The organism is Streptomyces sp. NPDC104814 (genome assembly GCF_055583185.1).
On sequence record NZ_JBVJOL010000006.1, the window covers coordinates 29,527 to 48,219 of the forward strand.

At 73.3% G+C, this 18,693-nt stretch carries 19 protein-coding genes; 8 read left to right on the plus strand and 11 right to left on the minus strand.

What is annotated here, in order from left to right:
- Window positions 1–310 precede the first annotated feature (310 nt).
- Genes ACZ64A_RS20740 through ACZ64A_RS20755 form a run of 4 tightly spaced genes read right to left on the minus strand, consistent with a single transcriptional unit; the run spans window position 311 to window position 3,406 of the window.
- The gene (locus ACZ64A_RS20740; RefSeq protein ID WP_469811963.1) at window positions 311–1,135 is read right to left on the minus strand and encodes a hypothetical protein; all 825 of its coding nucleotides are present in this window, start codon (window positions 1,133–1,135) and stop codon (window positions 311–313) included.
- A complete protein-coding gene (locus ACZ64A_RS20745; RefSeq protein WP_469811964.1) occupies window positions 1,132–2,130 on the minus strand; it encodes an ABC transporter permease in 999 nt (332 codons plus the stop codon). The genes ACZ64A_RS20740 and ACZ64A_RS20745 overlap by 4 nt, the downstream gene beginning before the upstream one ends.
- Window positions 2,127–3,014, minus strand: a complete 888-nt coding sequence (locus tag ACZ64A_RS20750; protein WP_469811966.1) for an ABC transporter ATP-binding protein — start codon at window positions 3,012–3,014, stop codon at window positions 2,127–2,129. Before ACZ64A_RS20750 ends, ACZ64A_RS20745 begins: the two co-directional genes overlap by 4 nt.
- Window positions 3,011–3,406, minus strand: a complete 396-nt coding sequence (locus tag ACZ64A_RS20755; protein WP_469811967.1) for a GntR family transcriptional regulator — start codon at window positions 3,404–3,406, stop codon at window positions 3,011–3,013. The genes ACZ64A_RS20750 and ACZ64A_RS20755 overlap by 4 nt, the downstream gene beginning before the upstream one ends.
- Window positions 3,407–3,562: 156 nt before the next feature.
- Between ACZ64A_RS20755 and ACZ64A_RS20760 the strand changes: the two genes are divergently transcribed.
- The 5 genes from ACZ64A_RS20760 to ACZ64A_RS20780 all read left to right on the plus strand — a co-directional run bounded on the left by ACZ64A_RS20760 (window position 3,563) and on the right by ACZ64A_RS20780 (window position 8,078).
- On the plus strand, window positions 3,563–4,105 hold the full coding sequence (locus ACZ64A_RS20760) for an RNA polymerase sigma factor (RefSeq protein WP_469811969.1): 543 nt from the start codon (window positions 3,563–3,565) through the stop codon (window positions 4,103–4,105).
- Entirely contained in the window at window positions 4,102–4,944 is an 843-nt protein-coding gene (locus ACZ64A_RS20765; RefSeq protein WP_469811970.1) for a cupin domain-containing protein, read from the plus strand. Before ACZ64A_RS20760 ends, ACZ64A_RS20765 begins: the two co-directional genes overlap by 4 nt.
- Window positions 4,941–5,801 carry an ATP-binding cassette domain-containing protein gene (locus ACZ64A_RS20770; protein ID WP_469811972.1) on the plus strand — a complete coding sequence of 287 codons (861 nt, stop codon included), beginning with the start codon at window positions 4,941–4,943 and terminating at the stop codon, window positions 5,799–5,801. The genes ACZ64A_RS20765 and ACZ64A_RS20770 overlap by 4 nt, the downstream gene beginning before the upstream one ends.
- The gene (locus tag ACZ64A_RS20775) at window positions 5,798–7,354 is read left to right on the plus strand and encodes an ABC transporter permease (protein WP_469811973.1); all 1,557 of its coding nucleotides are present in this window, start codon (window positions 5,798–5,800) and stop codon (window positions 7,352–7,354) included. The genes ACZ64A_RS20770 and ACZ64A_RS20775 overlap by 4 nt, the downstream gene beginning before the upstream one ends.
- A 229-nt stretch (window positions 7,355–7,583) precedes the next feature.
- On the plus strand, window positions 7,584–8,078 hold the full coding sequence (locus tag ACZ64A_RS20780; RefSeq protein ID WP_469811974.1) for an ABC transporter: 495 nt from the start codon (window positions 7,584–7,586) through the stop codon (window positions 8,076–8,078).
- A 114-nt stretch (window positions 8,079–8,192) separates the two neighbouring features.
- Here ACZ64A_RS20780 and mshD read toward each other — a convergent pair whose 3' ends face one another.
- A complete protein-coding gene (mshD, locus tag ACZ64A_RS20785) occupies window positions 8,193–9,179 on the minus strand; it encodes a mycothiol synthase (RefSeq protein WP_469811975.1) in 987 nt (328 codons plus the stop codon).
- Window positions 9,180–9,362: 183 nt separating this feature from the next.
- Between mshD and ACZ64A_RS20790 the strand changes: the two genes are divergently transcribed.
- Window positions 9,363–11,183 carry a bifunctional metallophosphatase/5'-nucleotidase gene (locus ACZ64A_RS20790; protein ID WP_469811976.1) on the plus strand — a complete coding sequence of 607 codons (1,821 nt, stop codon included), beginning with the start codon at window positions 9,363–9,365 and terminating at the stop codon, window positions 11,181–11,183.
- Window positions 11,184–11,344: 161 nt separating this feature from the next.
- Entirely contained in the window at window positions 11,345–11,575 is a 231-nt protein-coding gene (locus ACZ64A_RS20795) for a hypothetical protein (protein WP_469811977.1), read from the plus strand.
- Window positions 11,576–11,664: 89 nt separating this feature from the next.
- Here ACZ64A_RS20795 and ACZ64A_RS20800 read toward each other — a convergent pair whose 3' ends face one another.
- The 6 genes from ACZ64A_RS20800 to ACZ64A_RS20825 all read right to left on the minus strand — a co-directional run bounded on the left by ACZ64A_RS20800 (window position 11,665) and on the right by ACZ64A_RS20825 (window position 17,557).
- Window positions 11,665–13,098, minus strand: coding sequence for a sensor histidine kinase (locus ACZ64A_RS20800; protein ID WP_469811978.1), 1,434 nt, complete (start codon window positions 13,096–13,098; stop codon window positions 11,665–11,667).
- Window positions 13,095–13,832, minus strand: a complete 738-nt coding sequence (locus tag ACZ64A_RS20805) for a response regulator transcription factor (protein ID WP_361636066.1) — start codon at window positions 13,830–13,832, stop codon at window positions 13,095–13,097. Before ACZ64A_RS20805 ends, ACZ64A_RS20800 begins: the two co-directional genes overlap by 4 nt.
- An 87-nt stretch (window positions 13,833–13,919) precedes the next feature.
- Complete coding sequence (locus tag ACZ64A_RS20810) at window positions 13,920–14,225, minus strand: hypothetical protein (protein ID WP_469811980.1); 306 nt, start codon at window positions 14,223–14,225, stop codon at window positions 13,920–13,922.
- Window positions 14,226–14,263: 38 nt separating this feature from the next.
- Window positions 14,264–15,436 carry a S1C family serine protease gene (locus tag ACZ64A_RS20815; RefSeq protein ID WP_469811981.1) on the minus strand — a complete coding sequence of 391 codons (1,173 nt, stop codon included), beginning with the start codon at window positions 15,434–15,436 and terminating at the stop codon, window positions 14,264–14,266.
- Between the two features lie 211 nt (window positions 15,437–15,647).
- Complete coding sequence (locus tag ACZ64A_RS20820; protein ID WP_469811983.1) at window positions 15,648–16,670, minus strand: LacI family DNA-binding transcriptional regulator; 1,023 nt, start codon at window positions 16,668–16,670, stop codon at window positions 15,648–15,650.
- 107 nt (window positions 16,671–16,777) lie between these two features.
- Window positions 16,778–17,557, minus strand: a complete 780-nt coding sequence (locus ACZ64A_RS20825) for a response regulator transcription factor (RefSeq protein WP_469811984.1) — start codon at window positions 17,555–17,557, stop codon at window positions 16,778–16,780.
- 292 nt (window positions 17,558–17,849) lie between these two features.
- Between ACZ64A_RS20825 and ACZ64A_RS20830 the strand changes: the two genes are divergently transcribed.
- Entirely contained in the window at window positions 17,850–18,686 is an 837-nt protein-coding gene (locus tag ACZ64A_RS20830; protein WP_469811985.1) for an alpha/beta hydrolase, read from the plus strand.
- Window positions 18,687–18,693: the final 7 nt, after the last annotated feature.

The following is an 18,693-nucleotide window of genomic DNA, read 5'->3' on the forward strand; positions in this document are numbered from 1 at the left end:
TCGCGCCTGCGGTGCGTTGTAGGGCGGGGCCGGGGTGGGGGGTGTCCGTCCTCGGTCCGGCCGGCTGTTTCCGACCAGGGCTCGGTGTCACGGTGCCGGACGCTGCGGGCGGACACCCCCCACCCCGTCCCCTCACCGCCGCGCGCGGGTGCGGGCCGTCGCCCCTTCCGGGTCCAGGGCGGACGGTCACCGTGGTCGCAGCACTAGGGGCGCGGGGAACTGCGCGACCGGCCACGACGTGCCCGCACGCGCCCTGAAAGGGAGATGTGCACGTCCCTCCCCCCGAAAGAAGGGACGTACACGTGGAGGCTCAGGCCGTTCGGCGGCGCAGCAGCGTGAAGGATGTCGCGGTCGCCGTCGCGGCCAGGGCCAGGACGATGCCGCACTCCACGAGCTGAAGCGGCCAGTAGTGAGACTCCGGGTGGAAGACGACGTAGTAGCCGTCCGCGTTCCTTCCGCCGGCGAGTTCCCAGGCGTGTGCGGGGAGTTCGGCGGGGTGCGCGGTCGTGCGGGTCTGTGTGGGCCAGAGGTCCGCCCGGTACGTCTCCAGGGTGATCGAGAGTAGCCACATCACGGCGACCGAGGCGCCGAGGGCCGGCAGGGCGCGCCGTAGCAGGAGCGCGGCGAGGGTGCCCACGGCCAGGGCGCACAGGGCGTACGCCACCGCCGTCGGGCCGCGGGCCAGGAAGAGCGCGGGGGTGTACCAGTCGTCGAAGGTCAGGTCCCGGTTGGCCGCCCAGCCCCAGTGGAACACCGCTACGAGGAGCGTGAGCCCGGCGGTGAGAGCGAGGGCGGGCAGAGCCAGCTTGGCCGTCAGCCAGCGGGTCGGGGTGACGCCCTGCGTCCAGGCGAGGTGCGCGGTGCCGGATTCCAGCTCGCGGCCGACGAGCGCGCCGCCCGCGTGGGCGGCCACGAGGAGGAAGGCGTAGCCGATCAGGAGGGCGACCAGGCCCGCGTCCCCGCCGTAGGGGGACGCGAAGGCGTCGCAGTAGTCCTGGGAGCAGTGGGTCTGCGCGGCACGGGTGTCGTCCGCGGTGACCTGGTTCAGCCAGAGCGTCCAGACGGCCAGGGCGAGGATCAGGGCGGTCCACACGGCCGTCGCCGCGCGGTGCACCCGCAGGAGGGTCGCGGTCATACGGCGGCCGCCCGGCGGCCCGTGATGCGGTGCAGCGCCAGATACGCGGCTGCTGTGAGCAGCGCGGTCAGGGCGAGGGTGAGCGCCGTGGTGGTCAGCTGCAGCGGCCAGTAGTGGGACACCGGGTGGTAGGTGTGGAAGTGGCCGACCGCGTCGAGCTTCTCGTACAGGGCCCGGCAGTCCGTGCTGCCGCCGCAGCCGGGGTCGGCGAGGTGCCGGCCGGTGGAGGTGACCAGGCCCTCGTCGACGTAGAGGACGTCACCGAGGAGGTCGGCGTTGCGCAGGTCGGTGGTGTGGGTGACCGTGGGCCACAGGTGGGGCATGGCCTGGTCGGCGATCGTACGGACGGCGAGGGCGAGGACCATGCCGGACATCAGGGCCGGCAGGGTGCGCTGCCACAGGAGTCCCGCGAGCGCGCCGGCGGCCAGACCGGCCAGGGCGAAGGCGACCGTGGTGGGGCCGTTGGCGTGCAGGGTGGTGTTGTCGTACCAGGCCTCGGCGGTGTCGATACGGCCTACGGAGGCCGTCCAGGCCAGGCGGTGCAGGGTGACCAGGAGCGCGGTGCCGGCGGTGACCAGGACGGCCGGCAGGGCGAGGCGGCCCGTCAGCCAGCGGGTCGGGGTGACCCCCTGCGTCCAGGTCAGACGTGCCGTCCCGGACTCCAGCTCGCGGCCGACGAGCGCGGCGCCCGACCAGGCGGCCACCACGAAGGGGACCGCGGTGACCGCGACGGTCGTGTACAGGTACAGCGACTTGTAGCGCAGGATCGCCGGCTGGTCGTAGGTGCACGACCCCGTGTGGCAGGCGTTCCACTGGCGCCAGGCCGCCGCTGCGGCGTCGGTCGCCGGGCCGTGGAGCCACAGGAGGGCCACGGCGGTCGCCAGGACCAGGCCGGCCCAGGTGAGCAGGGCCGGGCGGTGCAGGCGCAGCAGCCAGTGCAGATGGCGGGGCGCGTGCGTCTTCTGGAGCGGTGCGGGGGCGGACAGGGCGCTCACGCGGCGGCCTCCCGGGGGAGTGCCGGCGCCTCGGGGTTGCGCAGGTGGGCCAGGACCAGTTCCTCCAGGGTCGGTGCCGAGGCGCGCCACTCGGTGGGGAGCGGGGCTCCGGGGCGCAGGAGGGCGGTGAGCTGGCGGCCGGTGGTGCGGGACTCCACGACGGTGTGCGGCGTCAGGTCGGCGGTGTCGGCGGGGGCGCTCACGCGCGCGTGCGCCTCCAGGAGGGCGTCGATCTCGCCGGACAGGCGGACCGTGCCGCCGCCGAGCAGGAGGAGGTGGTCGCAGGAGTCCTCCAGTTCGGCGACGACGTGCGAGGACATCGCGATCGTCGTGCCGTGCTGCGCGGCCTGTGCCATGAGCGTGCCCATCAGTTCGTGCCGGGCGAGCGGGTCGAGGTCGGCCATCGGCTCGTCGAGCAGGAGCAGTTCGGGGCGCTTGCCGAGGGCCAGGGCGAGGGCGACACGCGTGCGCTGGCCGCCGGAGAGTGAGCGGACCTTGGACCGGGGGTCGAGGTCGCCCGCCGCTGTGACGCGTTCGGCGGTGGCCGCGTCCCAGCGCGCCGGGTTCAGGTCGGCGCCCATCCGCAACGTCTCCGCGACGGTGAGCTGCGGGTACAGGGGCTTGTCCTGGGCGACGTACCCCACACGCGCGCGTGCCGAGGCGGGGTCGGTGCCGAGGACGGTGATGCGGCCCTCGGTCGGGGTGGTGAGCCCGGCGGCCAGGGCGAGCAGGGTGGACTTGCCGGCGCCGTTGGGGCCGACGACGGCGCAGACGCGTCCGGCGGGCAGACGCAGCCCGCAGTCGCGCAGCGCCCAGCGGGCGCGGCCCTGGCGCCGGCCGAAGCGCTTGCCGAGGCCGGTGGCCTCGATGGCCGGGTCGGTCATGGACGTTCTCCCTGTTCTCCCGGGAAGTGCGTGTCGAGGACGGCGGTGAGGAGCGCGGCCACGTCGTCCCGTTCCAGTCCGGCCGTACGGGCCCGTTCGGCCCATTCCTCCAGTTCCGCGCGGAGCGGGGAGTCGGCCGGGGTCGTGCCCAGCGAGCGCCGTACGAAGGTGCCGAGGCCGCGGCGGGCCTCGACCAGGCCCTCGCGTTCCAGCTCGCGGTAGGCCTTCAGGACGGTGTTGGGATTGATCGCGGTGGCCTCCACGACCTCGCGGGCCGTGGGCAGCTTGTCGCCGGGGCGCAGCAGTCCCAGGCGCAGGGCCTGTTTCGTCTGCTGCACGATCTGCACGTAGGTGGCCACGCCGCTGTGCCGGTCGATGCGGTACTCGACCACTCCGCCAACCACCCTTTCACTAATTGAGTAGTGAAAGGGTGGTGGAAGGGTGGGGCAAAGTCAACTCCGGCGGTTGGTGGTCCCCACCCCGGCGAGGCGAGAAAGTCCTCGCCGGTTTCCGTGAACCGATCGGCGGGGGTCGTCCGATGAGGAGATGTGAGCGAAACGAGAAGCGACGGGGAGCTGCTGCGGGCCATCGCGGCAGACGGGGACCGTCACGCCTTCGAGGAGCTGTACCGGCGGTACGCGCCGTGGCTGACCGCGCGTATGCGCAGCCGCTGCGCCGACGCCGGGATAGTCGATGACGTCGTACAGGAGACGTTCCTCGCGGTGTGGCGGGGCAGCGCCCGCTATCGCGAAGAGGGCGACGTCGCCGGGTGGCTGTGGCGCATCGGCGCGCGGCGCCTGGTGGACGCGCTGCGCGGGGACGGCGCGCGCGGCCGGCTGCGGCAGGCGCTCGCCCGGCTGCGGCACCGCGACGAGGTGTCCGCGGAGGAGCGCGTGCTCGCGGGCGTGGAGCACGGGGATCTCGCCGGTGCGCTGATAAGGCTGTCGCCCGAGTTGCGCGCCGTGCTGCAGGCCACGGTCATCGACGGGCTCAGCACCCGGGAGGCGGCCGTCGTGCTCGGCATTCCGGCCGGCACGGTCAAGACGCGGGCGATGCGTGCCCGCAAGCAACTGCGGGAGGCGCTGGCATGACGTGGCATGTGGCCGAGGACGACCTGCGCGCCTACGGACGCGGCGAGCTGGAGCCGCCCCTGCTGTGGTCGGCGGACACACACCTCACGGGGTGTGCCGAATGCCGCGCCCGGCTCGCGGACGTCACCGAGCCCGTCACCCTGGACCAGGGCTGGGCGCGGCTGGACGCCGAGCTGGACGCGCCGCGGCCCGGGCCGAGCGAGCGGCTGCTCGTGCGGTGCGGCGTGGCCGACCACACGGCGCGGCTGCTGGCCGCCACCCCGGTCCTGCGCCGCTCCTGGCTGCTGGCGCTGGTGTTCGTGCTGGCGGCGACCGTACTGATGGTGCACGCCGCCGGTTCGCTCGCCCTGTTCCTCGCCCTGGCCCCGCTGCTGCCGCTGGCCGCAGTCGCCCTGTCCTACGGCCCCGTCCTGGACCCCACGTACGAGATGGCCGTGGTCGCCCCGATGCACGGCTTCCGGCTGCTGATGCTGCGCACGGTCGCCGTGCTGTCCGGCAGCCTCGTGCTCAACGGCCTGGCCACGCTCGCCCTGCCGGAGTACGGACTGCGCGCGCTGACCTGGCTGCTGCCCGCGCTCGCCCTGACCACCCTCGGGCTCGCCCTGACCCCGCGCCTCGGGCCGGTGCTCGCACCGGTGACGGTCGGCGGGCTCTGGGTCGCGGTGCTCGCCGTGGCCAGAGCGCTCAACCACGGGACGCTCGCCCCCTTCACCCTCCTCGGGCAGCTCGCCGCCGCCCTGGTCGCCGCCGCGGCCGGCTGGCTGCTGGTGCGGCTGCGCGACCGCTTCGACACGACCTCGGCGCACGCGCCGTTCACCACCTACGGGAGTGCCGCATGACCACCACCGTCTCCGCCTCGGGGCTGACCCTCCGCTACGGCGGCACGCGCGCCCTCGACGATGTCTCACTCGGTCTCGCCCCCGGCGTCACCGGGCTGCTCGGCCCCAACGGCGCCGGCAAGACCACCCTGCTGCGGGTCCTGGCCACCGCGGTCCCCGCCGACCGGGGTTCCTTCACCGCCCTCGGCCACGACCCGGCCACGGCCGCCGGCCGGCAGAGACTGCGCCGCCGGCTGGGCTACCTGCCGCAGAACCCCGGCTTCCACCCGGACTTCACGGCCTTCGAGTTCGTCGACTACGTGGCGATCCTCAAGGAGCTCACCGACCGCAGCGCCCGCCACCGCGAGGTGCGCCGGGTCCTCGACGCCGTCGACCTGTCCGATGTACGCGGCCGGCGCATGAAGCGGCTGTCCGGAGGGATGCGGCAGCGGGTCGCCCTGGCCGCCGCCCTCGTCGGCGACCCCGGCTTCCTGGTGCTGGACGAGCCGACCGTCGGCCTCGACCCGGAGCAGCGCATGCGCTTCCGTGAGCTGATCGCCCAGGCCGGCGAAGGGCGCACGGTGCTGCTGTCCACCCACCAGACCGAGGACGTGGCGATGCTGTGCCACCGGGTGATCGTCCTGACCGGCGGACGCGTCCGCTTCGAGGGCAGCCCCGCCGAGCTGACCGCACGGGCAGCAGGCCGCGTGTGGAGCAGCGCCGACCGGGATCCCGGCGCCCGTGCCGGCTGGCGCACCGGCACCGGCAGCTACCGCAACATCGGGGACCCGCCCGAAGGCGCCGACCTGCTGGAGCCCACCTTGGAGGACGGCTACCTGCTCACCCTCGACGACCGGGCCACGGAGGTGGCGGCATGAGCGCGACGATCACCCCGCCGGCGCCCGCCGTCACCGAAGACGAGCGCACCGCCCGCCCCTGGAGGACCGCGCTCGCCCTGGCCCGCTTCGAGGCGCGCGAACTGCTGCTGTACATCCCGGTGTTCGTCTTCCTGCTGCTGTACACCGGCTACACACTCTGGCAGTTGTTCGCCGGCCGCGACGGCATGGACGACTACCCGGTCCTCCAGGACGTCGACCGCGCCACCCAGACCGGCCCGCTGCTGGTCGCCATCGCCGTGTTCCTGTGCGTCAACCGGGCCACGCTGCGCTCCCACCGGCACGGAACCGACCGGCACTTCGCCGTGCTGCCCGTTCCGCCGTGGCAGCGCACCCTCGCCCACGCCCTGTCCGTCGTACCGATCGCGGCCGTCGTCGCCCTCGTCGTCACCGCCGAGTTCACGGTGGCGGCCCTGCGGCCCGGCGCGGTCGGGCACGGCTCGCTCGCCGAGCTGGCGGTCGGCCCACTGGCAGTGCTGCTCGCCGGGGTGCTCGGCGTGCTGCTCGCCCGGCTGGTGCGCTCCTCCTTCCCCGCCCCGCTGTTCGTCATCGGCCTGTACGTGCTGGTGACCCTCATCGCCGTCGCGGCGGACGGTTCGGACCCCGACTGGGTCAACTGGCTGTCCCCGGTCGTCGACGAGAGCGGCGGCAAGCCGGTCCCCTCCGACCTGCTCGGACGCCCGGCCGGCTGGCACGCGCTGTATCTGCTCGGGCTGACGGTGCTGCTGCTGTGCGGCGCGCTGCTGCGCAGCGGACTGCGCAGCCGGTCGCTGGGCGCGCTCACCGCCCTGGCCGTCGCCGCCACGGGCGCGGGCGTCGCCGGCCAGTCCACCGGCACCGGCCACGAGGTCCTCGCGGCCCGTACGACGGCCTCGGTCCACCCCGAGCAGATGCAGCGATGCATCCCGCGCGGCACGAACGTGTACTGCGCCTTCCCGGAGTGGACCGGCCGCACCGCCGACTGGGCCGGCGAGACCGACCGGATCCAGCAACTGGCCGGGGGAGCGGCGCTCCACCGCAGACTGACGGTCCGCCAGCGGATCGAGGCGCGCTACGGGCTGACGTCGGACTCCGCGCTGGCCCCGCTGACCGGACCCGGCCAGGTGACCGTCGGCACGCGCTGGGGAGGCAACCGCGTCCCCGAGTTCGCCGTGGGAGTCGCCTCGGTGCTGGTGGCCGGGGACGAGAAGGCCGCGAGCGGCATGTGCGACGCCCGCGCGGTGACCGTGATGTGGCTGGCGCTGGCCGCCCAGCCGGACCCGATGACCGCGCTGCGCGACGTCCGGCTCGACGACACCGTGACCGGCCCCGCCATCGCCCTCAGCCCCACCGACCCGGTGTCCATGACCAGCGCACAGACCGACGTCGTCCGCGAACTGCTGGAGAAGCCCCGCGCGCAGGTCACGGCCGCCGTCAAGGCGCACTGGGCGGAGCTGACCTCGCCGAGGACCCCGCTGACGCGGGTCGCCGCACTCCTGGGCGTGGCAGCCCCGGCCCAGGCCAAGGGGGAGGACGGTGACTCCTGTGACTCATGAGAGCGTTCCTTCTGAGACCGCCCCTTCTGAGAGCGCCTCTCCTGAGAGTCCAAGGGCCCCGTTCGGCAGGCGGGCTGTCGCCCTCGGCACCCTCCTCGCGGCCACCGCCCGGACCCTGCCACGGGCCCCGCTCGTCGGGGGCGCTGCGCTCGGACTGGTCACGGTCGCCTGCTCCCGCCTGCTGTCCGGCGGGCCCGCCGCCCCGTGGCTGAGCCTGACGATCCTGCGCGTGGCCGCGGTGTGCCTCGCACTCGGCCTGGCGTTCCTCCTGGACGACCCGGCCCGGCGTACGACGGAGACCGTGCCCACGGGGCGGGCGCTGCGGGCCTGCCTGCGGCTGACGCTGATCGCCCCGCTCACGGCGCTGTGGTGGGCGGCTGCCCTGCTGCTCACCCCGTCCGGCGCGCGTCCCCCGCTGGGGGAGACCACCCTGGAAGCCGTCACCCTGGCCATGCTGGCCCTCGCCCTCGCGGCGGCCGGCGTCCGCCGCAGCCCCGAACCGGAGCCCGGGCGGGCGGCGGCGCTGGGAGTGCTGTCGCTGACCGTGCTCGCCACGCTGCTGCCGGACCACTGGGGGCTGTTCGTCGCACAGACCAGCCCGCACTGGACCGACGCCCACGACCGCTGGGCAGCGCTGCTCGCGGTGACGGTGGCGACCTGGGCGCTGTCCATACCGGAGCCCTTGCACCGCGCCCGAACGCGATCGCGCCCGGCGGATGCCTGAGAGGGCCCCGCCGGTAAGCACCTGAAACCCCGCCTCCCCGACCCGACCAGCCTCACCAGCAGCCCAGAACGCCGGGACCGTCCTCCTCTGACGACCCCGCGGGCCGAGCCGCCGTCAGGTCTCCGTGCGGTACATCAGGTCCGTCTCGTACGTGGTGAAGCCCATCCGCTCGTAGACGGACACGGCAGCCTTGTTGTCGGCGTCGACGTACAGCATGGCGGTCGGCAGGCCCTGGGCTGCCAGATGCCGCAGGCCGATGATCGTGAGCGCCTTGCCGAGGCCGCCGCCCTGGTTGCCGGGGGCGACGCCGAGGACGTAGATCTCACCGAGCTGTTCCTCGGCGTGGACCTTCGTCCAGTGGAAGCCGACGAGTGCACGCCCCCCGGCACCACCCCCGGTACCCCCCGTGGCACCCCCCGCTCCGGCCGTACCCGCCGGCTCCCGCTCGGCCAGGAAGAAGCCGGCCGGGTCGAACCAGGCCTCTGCCTGGCGGGCGTCGAGGTCCCGCTGGGTGAGGGAGCCCTGCTCGGGGTGGTGGGCGAAGGCGGCGGCGTTGACGGCGAGCCAGGCGGCGTCGTCCTGGCCGGGCACGAAGGTACGCACGGTCACGCCCTCGGGCAGCACCGGGTCGGGCAGGTCCAGGCCGGTCAGCGGGCGCCGCATCTGGCGCAGCTCGCGGAACAGGGTCAGCCCGAGGACCTGCGCGAGGTGCCGGGCGGCGGAGTGCCCGCCGTGCGCCCACACCCGCAGCCGCTTGCCGGACGCGGCGAGCAGGGCGGAGCCGAGCGCCCGTCCGTGGCCGTGGCCGCGGTGGGCGGGGTGCACGACCAGTTCGGCCGCCGGCGCCTCCACCGGGTCGGTGTCCTCCAGCTGGGCGTAGCCGATGAGTTCGCCGTCCACGGTCAGCAGCAGATGGGAGACGCCCTCGCGTTCGCCGTCGCGCAGCTGGAGCCGGCCCTGCTCGGACACCGCCTGCTGGCCGTCCGAGCGGGCGGCCTCCGCGAGCAGGGCGAGGACCGCCTCGGTCTGCTCCTCGGAGAGCGCGGCGAGGGTCTCGATGGATCGGGCGCCGGGAAGCCGTGCGATGTCGTCGCTGGTCATGCGTACGAGGGTAAGGGGCGCGGCCCGCAAAGTGGGGACAAAGGCGAGGGCAAAGGGAAACCAGGATGTAACCCCGAACCCCCTGTCGCGCTACGCGCGTTGACCCTAGGCTGCGCCCGGGCGTGGCCACTGCCGCACCGGATCCGCCGGGTCACGTCGTCACCGCACACCACAGGGGGGCGTATGCCAACCACCAACCAGCCGAACCACCCCGCAAGACGCCGCACCCGCCGGCTGCTGGCGGCCGCCGCGGCGCTCGCCACGGCCGGCGCGCTGGCCGCGGCGCTGCCCGCGTCCGCGACCACGGGCGGTCACCACGACCCGGGCGGCCACCACACGCCGGCCCCGGGCCGCTACCAGGACGTGCAGCTGCTGTCCTTCAACGACCTGCACGGCAACCTCGAACCGCCGTCCGGCTCCTCCGGCCGCGTCACCGAGCTGCAGAGCGACGGCACGACGAAGACGATCGACGCGGGCGGCGTGGAGTACCTGGCCACGCACCTGCGTGACGCGCGCCAGGGGCACCCGTACTCCATCACCGCGGCGGGCGGTGACATGGTGGGCGCCTCGCCGCTGATCTCCGGCCTGTTCCACGACGAGCCGACCATCGAGGCGCTGAACAAGCTGAAGCTGGACGTGACCAGCGTCGGCAACCACGAGTTCGACGAGGGCGCGCAGGAACTGGCCCGCCTGCAGAACGGCGGCTGCCACCCCAAGGACGGCTGCTACACCGACGAGGGCTTCCAGGGCGCGGACTTCCCGTACCTGGCCGCGAACGTCCTCGACGAGAAGACCGGCAAGCCGATCCTGAAGCCGTACTGGGTGTGGCAGAAGAAGGGCGTGAAGATCGGTTTCATCGGGGTCACCCTGAAGGGCACCCCGGGCATCGTCTCCGCCGACGGCGTCAAGGGCCTGACCTTCAAGGACGAGGTCGAGACGATCAACAAGTACGCGAAGGTGCTGCAGCGCCAGGGCGTGCAGTCGATCGTCGCCCTGATCCACGAGGGCGGCTACCCGGCGTCGGGGTCGTACAACTACGACTGCGACTCCCCGGGCGCCGGTGGCGGTATCTCCGGCCCGATCGTCGACATCGCCAAGAACGTCACCCCGGCCGTCGACGCCCTGGTCACCGGGCACACGCACAACGCGTACGTGTGCACGATCCCCGATCCGTCGGGCAAGCCGCGCATGGTCACCTCGGCGTCCTCCTTCGGCCGCCTGTACACGGACACGACGCTGACGTACGACCGGCGGACGGGCGACATCGCGCGTACGGCCGTGAAGTCGGCGAACCACGTGGTCAGCCGGGACGTCCCCAAGGCGGCGGACATGACCGAACTGATCGGCAAGTGGAACGCCCTGGCCGCGCCCATCGGCAACCGCCCCATCGGCTACATCTCCGCCGACGTGCCGAACACCGGCACCGAGTCCCCGATGGGTGACCTCATCGCCGACGCTCAACTGGCGTACGGCAAGCAGCTGGACGCGAACACGTCGCTGGCGCTGATGAACCCCGGCGGGGTCCGCGCGGGCCTGACGTACGCGGCCAAGGCGGCCGAGGGCGACGGCGTGGTGACGTATGCGGAGGGCTTCACGGTCCAGCCGTTCGCCAACACGGTCAATCTGCAGGACTTCACCGGCGCGCAGCTGATCCAGGTGCTGAAGGAGCAGGTGTCCGGCCCGAACCAGGCCGCGCCGAAGATCCTGCAGCCGTCGGCGGGTCTGACGTACACGCTGGACATGACGAAGACCGGCGCGGACCGCGTGGTCACGGACTCCATCCGGCTGAACGGCAAGCCGGTCGACCCGGCGGCCACCTACCGTGTCGCGACGAACAGCTTCCTCGCGGGCGGCGGCGACGGCTTCCCGACGCTGGGCCAGGGCACGAACGACGTGGTCGGCACGGACGACCTGGCGGCCCTGGTGCAATACCTGACGGCAAACTCCTCGGCGACGAGCCCGCTCACACCGCCGACGGCGAACCGGATCACGATCACGCAGTAGCGCCACCGCAGAACAACCGAGCCCCCGGGCCCGGCCGCTCCGTACACACAGCGCACGGAGCGGCCGGGCCCGGACGGGTTCCCGCCAGCACGGCAAGGACGCTCGCCCCGCAGGGTGCACCTGTCGCCCCGGTCACTCTTTGTGATCCTGATCGCGGCGGTGTGCGGGGCAGCCGCGTGCTCCAGGCCCGGCGGTGTCACGCTCGGCGACGACTGGAAAGGCTCCTCCGCCTTTCCCACCGGGGCCGCGTCCCGGACCACCCGGCCTCCCTCGCCCTCACCCGCACTCCGGCCGGCCGGCTGCCCTACGACGAGAAGACGGTGACCCGGGTCGATCTCACCACGGGCCGCACGACGCGGATCGACCTGCCGGGCAGCCTGCTCGACGCGTGAGGCCGTGCGGCGGCTGCACGACCGCAGGGCGCCGCAGGTGTCCGCGTCGCCCAGCCGGTCCGCTGTCTCCTCCGGGCCGGGAAGGCGCCCTACGCCACCGGCGTGTCCGGTGGTGGGGTCGGTGCTCCCGGTAGGCGGACCGTTGCCACCGTGCCGCCGCCCTCCGCGCGGCCCAGTGTCACCTGGCCGCCCGCCTGGCGCACAGTGCGCGCCACGATGGACAGGCCCAGGCCCGAGCCCGGCAGTGCGCGGGCCGACGGGGAGCGCCAGAAACGGTCGAAGACGTGCGGGAGTTCGTCCTCCGCGATGCCGGGGCCGTGGTCGCGCACGGTCAGCACGCCGTCGGTGAGGCGGACCTCGACCGTGCCGGAGCCGGGGCTGAACTTCACCGCGTTGTCCAGGATGTTGACCACCGCCCGCTCCAGCGCAGCCGGTTCCGCGCGGACGTACCAGGGCTCGAGGTGCGCGGTGATCGTCAGTTCCGGGCCGCGCAGGCGGGCGCGGCGCAGCGCCGACTCGACGGCGTCCTCCAAGGAGACGACCTGGATGCGTTCGCCGCGCTGGTTGTCGGCGCGGGAGAGTTCCTGCAGGTCGCCGATCAGCGAGGCCAGCTCCGTCATCTGCGCCTTCACCGACGCGAGCAGCGCCTTGCGGTCCGCCTCGGGCAGCGGGCGGCCGGTCTCCTCGCTGCGGGAGAGCAGCTCGATGTTCGTGCGCAGCGACGTCAGGGGCGTGCGCAGTTCGTGGCCGGCGTCCGCGATCAGCTGCTGCTGCAGGTCGTGGGAGCTGGCCAGGGCGGAGGTCATGGAGTTGAAGGAGCGGGACAGCCGGGCGATCTCGTCGTCGCTGTCGTCCTCCACGGGGATGCGGACGGTGAGGTCCTCGGTACGGGCGACGTGTTCGACGGCCTCGGTGAGCTTGTCGACGGGGCGCAGGCCGGCCCGCGCGACGGCGAGCCCGGCCGCGCCCGCGCCGAGCACGCCGATGCCGGAGACGAGGAGGAGGACCCAGGCCAGTGAGGAAAGGGGCCGGGTGACCTCCGAGAGGGGCTTGGCGATGGACACGGCGATGCCGGTCTGCACCTGGCCGGTGGCGCGTTCGACCACCGGAACGGTGTAGACGCGTACGGGGGTGCCGTCAGTGGTCCCGGAGGTGTGCAGCGAGTTGCGCCGGAGGCCGTCCGCCACGGCGACGTCGGACGATTCGACGCGAACGGTGTCGTTGGCCGGGTTGAGGCACGTCGAGCCGTCCGAGTAGAGGATCGTGACGATGGGGGAGTTGGGGGGCTGCGGGATCTTCTGCGGCTCGGGCAGCTGGCAGTTGCGCAGCATGCTCTGCAGCAGACCGCTCTGGACCTGTTCGCTGCGCAGCTCCTGGTCCAGCTGGTCGAAGAGCTGGCCGCGCACCAGGAACCAGCACGACAAGGACACCGCCGCCACCGCGAACGCCACCGCCGCCGCCACCAGCAGGGACAGCCGTGTGCGGATCGGCAGCGTGCGGAAGCGGCGCAGTGGGCCGCTCACTCCGCGCCGCCCTGTCGCAGGACGTAGCCGACGCCGCGCACGGTGTGGACGAGCCGGGGCTCGCCGCCGGCCTCCGTCTTGCGGCGCAGGTACATGACGTACACGTCGAGGGAGTTCGACGACGGCTCGAAGTCGAAGCCCCACACCGCCTTAAGGATCTGCTCGCGGGTGAGCACCTGGCGCGGGTGTGCCATGAACATCTCCAGCAGGGTGAACTCCGTGCGGGTCAGCTCCACGGCCCGCCCGCCGCGCGTGACCTCGCGGGTGGCGAGGTCCATGCGCAGGTCGGCGAAGGTGAGCGCGTCCTCGTCGGCCGGGTCGCCCGCGCCCACGGCCGCCGCGTAGGAGCTGCGGCGCAGCAGGGCGCGGATGCGGGCGAACAGCTCGTCCAGCTCGAAGGGTTTGACCAGGTAGTCGTCGGCGCCCGCGTCGAGTCCGGTGACGCGGTCGCCGACCGTGTCGCGGGCCGTCAGCATCAGGATGGGCGTGGTGTCGCCGGTGCCGCGGATACGGCGGGCGGCGGTCAGGCCGTCCATCCGGGGCATCTGGATGTCCAGGACGATCAGGTCGGGCCGGTAGGCGGTGGCCTTCTGCAGGGCGTCCGCGCCGTCGACGGCGACCTCGGTGCCGTATCCCTCGAAGGCGAGGCTGCGCTGGAGTGCTTCGCGCACCGCCGGTTCGTCGTCGACGATCAGGATGCGCTGGGGGTCACGGTCGCCGTCGGCGGGGCTCATCGGTCGCGGTGTCCTCGGGTGCGGTGGGTCGGGTTTCCCGGCGGTATCAGCCTCGCATGCCGGTGGCGTGCCGGGACACGACACCGCTCAGCAGGTCACCGCCGTCAGCCGGCGCAGCGGCACCTTGTGGCGGTGGGGGCGGTCCGCGCCGATGCGCAGGCCCATCAGGTGGGGGACGGCGATCGCGGGCACCGGTGCCTTCGCCGGCGCCGCGGTCTTCGCGGACGGCGCGGCATCCACGGCCCTCGCGGTCTTCGCGGACTGCGCGGCTTCCATGGCCCTCGCGGTCTTCCGGGCGGTGGCCGGGGCGGTCAGGGCGTGTGCCAGGCGCTCGGCGTGGGTGGGGCCGGCCGGGCCGACGAGGGAGGCGGTGGGGGAAGCGTGCTGGATCATGTCGTACTCCCTGTTTCTCAGGGAACGGGCGCGGTGGTTCAGTCGTTCGCGCCCGCCCGCAGCTTGGCCAGGTCGGCCTTGACGGTGTTGACGGGGATGGCGAAGCCCAGGCCGACGCTGCCCGCGTCCGAGGACGAGGAGGACGAGCCGGCGGCCGAGAACATCGCGGAGTTGATGCCCACGATGTTCCCGTTCATGTCGATCAGGGCGCCCCCGGAGTTGCCGGGGTTGAGCGAGGCGTCCGTCTGGATCGCCTTGTACGTCGTGGTGGAGGAGCCGGTGTCGCCGTTGAACTGCCGGCCGCCGAACTCGAACGGCCAGCCGCCGTCCGGCTGCTGCTGCCCCTCCTCGGTGGGCACCGTCACGTCACGGTTGAGCGCGGAGACGATGCCGCTGGTCACCGTGCCGGTCAGGCCCTCGGGGGAGCCGATCGCCACGACCGTGTCACCGACCTGGAGGCGGGAGGAGTCGCCGAGGGAGGCGGCCTTCAGCCCGGCCGCGCCCTGCAGCTTGATCAGGGCGAGGTCCTTCTTGCTGTCGGTGCCGACGACCTGCGCGGTGTACTGCTTGCCGTCGCTGGTGCGTACCTTGATGGAGGAGGCGCCGGAGACGACGTGGTTGTTGGTGACTATCTCGCCGTTCGACGTGATGATCACACCGGAGCCGGTGGACCGCCCGGCGTTCGAGGTCGCGTTGATCTCGACGATGCTCGGGCTGACGGCCGACGCGATCGCCGCGATGTCGCCCCGCTTGCTGGAGGGCACCACGTTCGTGGCGGTCGAGCTGGCGGTGGTGTCCTTGCCGGTCAGCTCCTGGACGCCGTACGCCGTGGCGCCGCCGACGGCCGCCGCGACGATCGCGACGGCGGCGAGCAGCGCGACCGGGCCGCGCCGGCGCCGCCCGGGGGCCGGGGCGGGCCCCGCCGCGACGGATCCGTACGGAGGCATCGGCGGGACCGGGGCGCCCGGGATGCCCGGTCCGGGCACCGTGCCCGCCGTGCCCGCCGTGTCCGCCGTACCCGGCGTCACCGTCGGCCGGTAGGGCGGCGGAGGCGGCCACTCCGGGTTCACGGCGGAGGGAGCATGCGGCTGAGCCTGCGGAGGAGCGCCCTCGTGGAGGTGAGCGTCCTCGTAGGGGCTCGGGTGAGCGCCCTGGTGAGCGCCCCCGTGGGGGTTCTCGTACTCGCCGTCGCGGCGGATGCTCTCGGTCATGTCATACAGAGTTCCGCGGGATCATGAAAGCTTTCTGAGGGCTGTCTGAGAAGCCCGGCAGAACCTCGTATGCCCGATATAAAGCCGCTTCACGCCGTTCGCGGGAGGCTCTCAGCCACGTCTCATGCGCCCACGCCGGACGCGCACCGCGTCCCACACGCCCGCGTCCCACCCGCCCGCGTCCCACACGCCCGAGTCCGACGCGTACGCGTCATGCGCAGCCGCACGACCTGCGCACCACCAGCCGTGACGGAAAGACCTTCAGCCGTTCCCGGCGTGAGCCGGCCACCCGCAGTCCGTCGTCCAGGACCAGGTCGACGGCCGCGCGGGCCATCGCCGAGCGGTCCGAGGCGATCGTGGTCAGCGGCGGGTCCGCCAGCGCCGCCTCCTTGATGTCGTCGAAGCCGGCCACGGCCAGCTCGCCGGGCACGTCGATGCGCAGTTCGCGCGCCGCCCGCAGCAGGCCGATCGCCTGGTCGTCGGTGGAGCAGAAGACCGCGGGCGGCCGGTCGGGCCGGGAGAGGAACTCCAGGGCGACGCGATAGGCGTCGTAACGGTTGTACGGCGCCTCGAACAGGCGCCCCTGGGTCGGCAGGCCGGCGTCGGCCATGGCCCGGCGCCAGCCCTCGACGTGGTCGGAGACCGGGTCGCCGACGGCCGGGGTGTCGGCGGTGCCGCCCATGCAGGCGACGTACTCGTAGCCGTGGTCCAGCAGGTGGCGGACGGCGAGCTGGGCGCCGCCGAGGTCGTCGGTGGTGACGGCGACGTCGTCGATGGCCTCGGGGCGTTCGTGCATCAGCACCACGCGCGCGTCCCAGGCCTCGATCTCGGCGGCGGCCAGGTCGTTCAGCGCGTGGCTGACCAGGATCAGCCCGGAGACCCGCATGCCGAGGAACGCGCGCAGATAGTGGACCTCGCGTTCGCCGACGTAGTCGGTGTTGCCGACCAGGACCATCTTTCCGCGCTCGGCGGCCGCCCACTCGACGGCGTGCGCCATCTCGCCGAAGAAGGGCTGGCGGGCGTCGGGGATGATCAGGCCTATGAGGTCCGTACGGCGGGACGCCATCGCCTGGGCGACCCGGTCCGGCCGGTACCCCAGTTCCTTGATCGCGGCGAGGACACGCTCGCGCGTGGCCGGGGCGACCGGCCGGGGTCCGTTGTTGATGACGTAGCTGACGACGGCAGTGGAAGTACCTGCCAGTCGTGCCACGTCGTCCCGAGTCACCTTGGCCACGCGCGGAGTCTACGCGGAGAGACCCGCTCTGGGCAGGGCGTATCGAAGCGTGGATGTGCGACCGCAACGCCCCGCGGGCCGGGGCCGTGCCGCCCCGGGGAAGTCTGTCAGGCGTCCGCGGAGACCTCTGTGCCGCGCGCGGAGGCTTTGCCGCCCGTTGTGTCCGGCTTTGCCTGCCCGGCTTTCGCCTTGGCCTCCTCGGCGGCGCGCTCGACCTTCTCGGGCGTAACGAATCGATAACCGACGTTCCGGACGGTCCCGATCAGCGACTCGTGCTCGGGGCCGAGCTTGGCGCGCAGCCGCCGTACGTGGACGTCGACCGTCCGGGTGCCGCCGAAGTAGTCGTAGCCCCAGACCTCCTGCAGCAGCTGGGCCCGGGTGAAGACCCGGCCCGGGTGCTGCGCGAGGTACTTGAGCAGCTCGAACTCCTTGAAGGTCAGGTCCAGGACCCGGCCCTTGAGTTTGGCGCTGTACGTCGCCTCGTCCACCGAGAGATCGCCGTTGCGGATCTCCATCGGCGAGTCGTCGCCCGCGATCTGCTGCCGGCCCATCGCCAGGCGCAGCCGCGCCTCGACCTCGGCCGGGCCGGCGGTGTCCAGCAGGACGTCGTCGACGCCCCAGTCCGCGGTCACGGCGGCGAGGCCGCCCTCGGTCACCACCAGGATCAGCGGACAGCCCGGGCCGGTGGAGCGCAGCAGCTGGCACAGGCTGCGCACCTGCGGCAGATCGCGCCGCCCGTCCACCAGGATCACGTCGGCGCCCGGGGTGTCCACCAGGGCCGGTCCCTCCGCCGGAGCCACCCGCACGTTGTGCAGCAGCAGGCCGAGCGCGGGCAGCACCTCCGTCGACGGCTGGAGGGCGTTGGTCAGCAGCAGCAGAGCGCTCATGCGTCACCTGCCCGGGTCGTCGTCTCGTCGTGCACGGTTCGCTCGCCCATAACGTCTGGTTCCTCCTCGGTCCCTGCGAGGACGTTTACGGCACTGCTCGTACGGTGCGGCTCCCCGCGCCCGCCGGGATCCGCCGGCGGCCCCGGGGGGCCACCCATGCGATCGACGGCTCGTACACCTGCGGTTTCCCGCATTCACCTGCGGTTCGCCGCTTCGTATACAACGCTTCCGAAAGCACAAAAGGACCCGGGGGCTACGTTGCCCGGATCCTCTGCGCAGCAGAATAGCCCACATGAGCATCGGTCCGGCAGGTGATGTGGCACGTTCCACCGTACGTCCGGAATGTGAGACGGGCCCGCGGTCGGCCACGCGCACGCTGCTGCGTACGTCCGACGGAGTGACGATCGACGCGCTGTACGAGCCCGGGACCGGCGTCTCCGACATCTCGGCGCCGCCCGCGAGACGCCCGGTGTTCGTCGTGGCGCACGGTTTCACCGGGGAGGTGGACCGGCCGCATGTGCGCCGGGTGGCGCGCGCCCTCGCGCACCGCGGGGCCGTCGTCACCTTCTCCTTCCGGGGGCACGGGCGCTCGGGCGGCCGTTCGACCGTCGGCGACCGGGAGGTGCTGGACCTGGACGCCGCGGTCCGCTGGGCGCGGACGCTCGGGCACACGCGCGTGGTCACCGTCGGCTTCTCCATGGGCGGCTCGGTGGTGCTGCGGCACGCGGCGCTGCACGGCGGCACGGACGCCGTGGTCTCGGTCAGCGCGCCGGCCCGCTGGTACTACCGGGGCACGGCACCCATGCGGCGGCTGCACTGGCTGGTGACACGGCCGGCGGGGCGGCTGGTGGGCCGCTACGGGCTGCGCACCCGCATCCACCACCGGGACTGGGACCCGGTGCCGCTGTCCCCGGTGGAGGCGGTGCCGAGGATCGCGCCGACGCCGCTGCTGATCGTGCACGGCGACCAGGACGGGTACTTCCCGCTCGACCACCCCCGGATGCTCGCGGACGCCGCCGGTGAGCACGGCGAGCTCTGGCTGGAGCCCGGCATGGGCCACGCCGAGAACGCGGCCGCCGACGAGCTGCTGGAGCGCATCGCGCGCTGGGCGCTCGCGCGGGCGGGCTAGCCTGGCG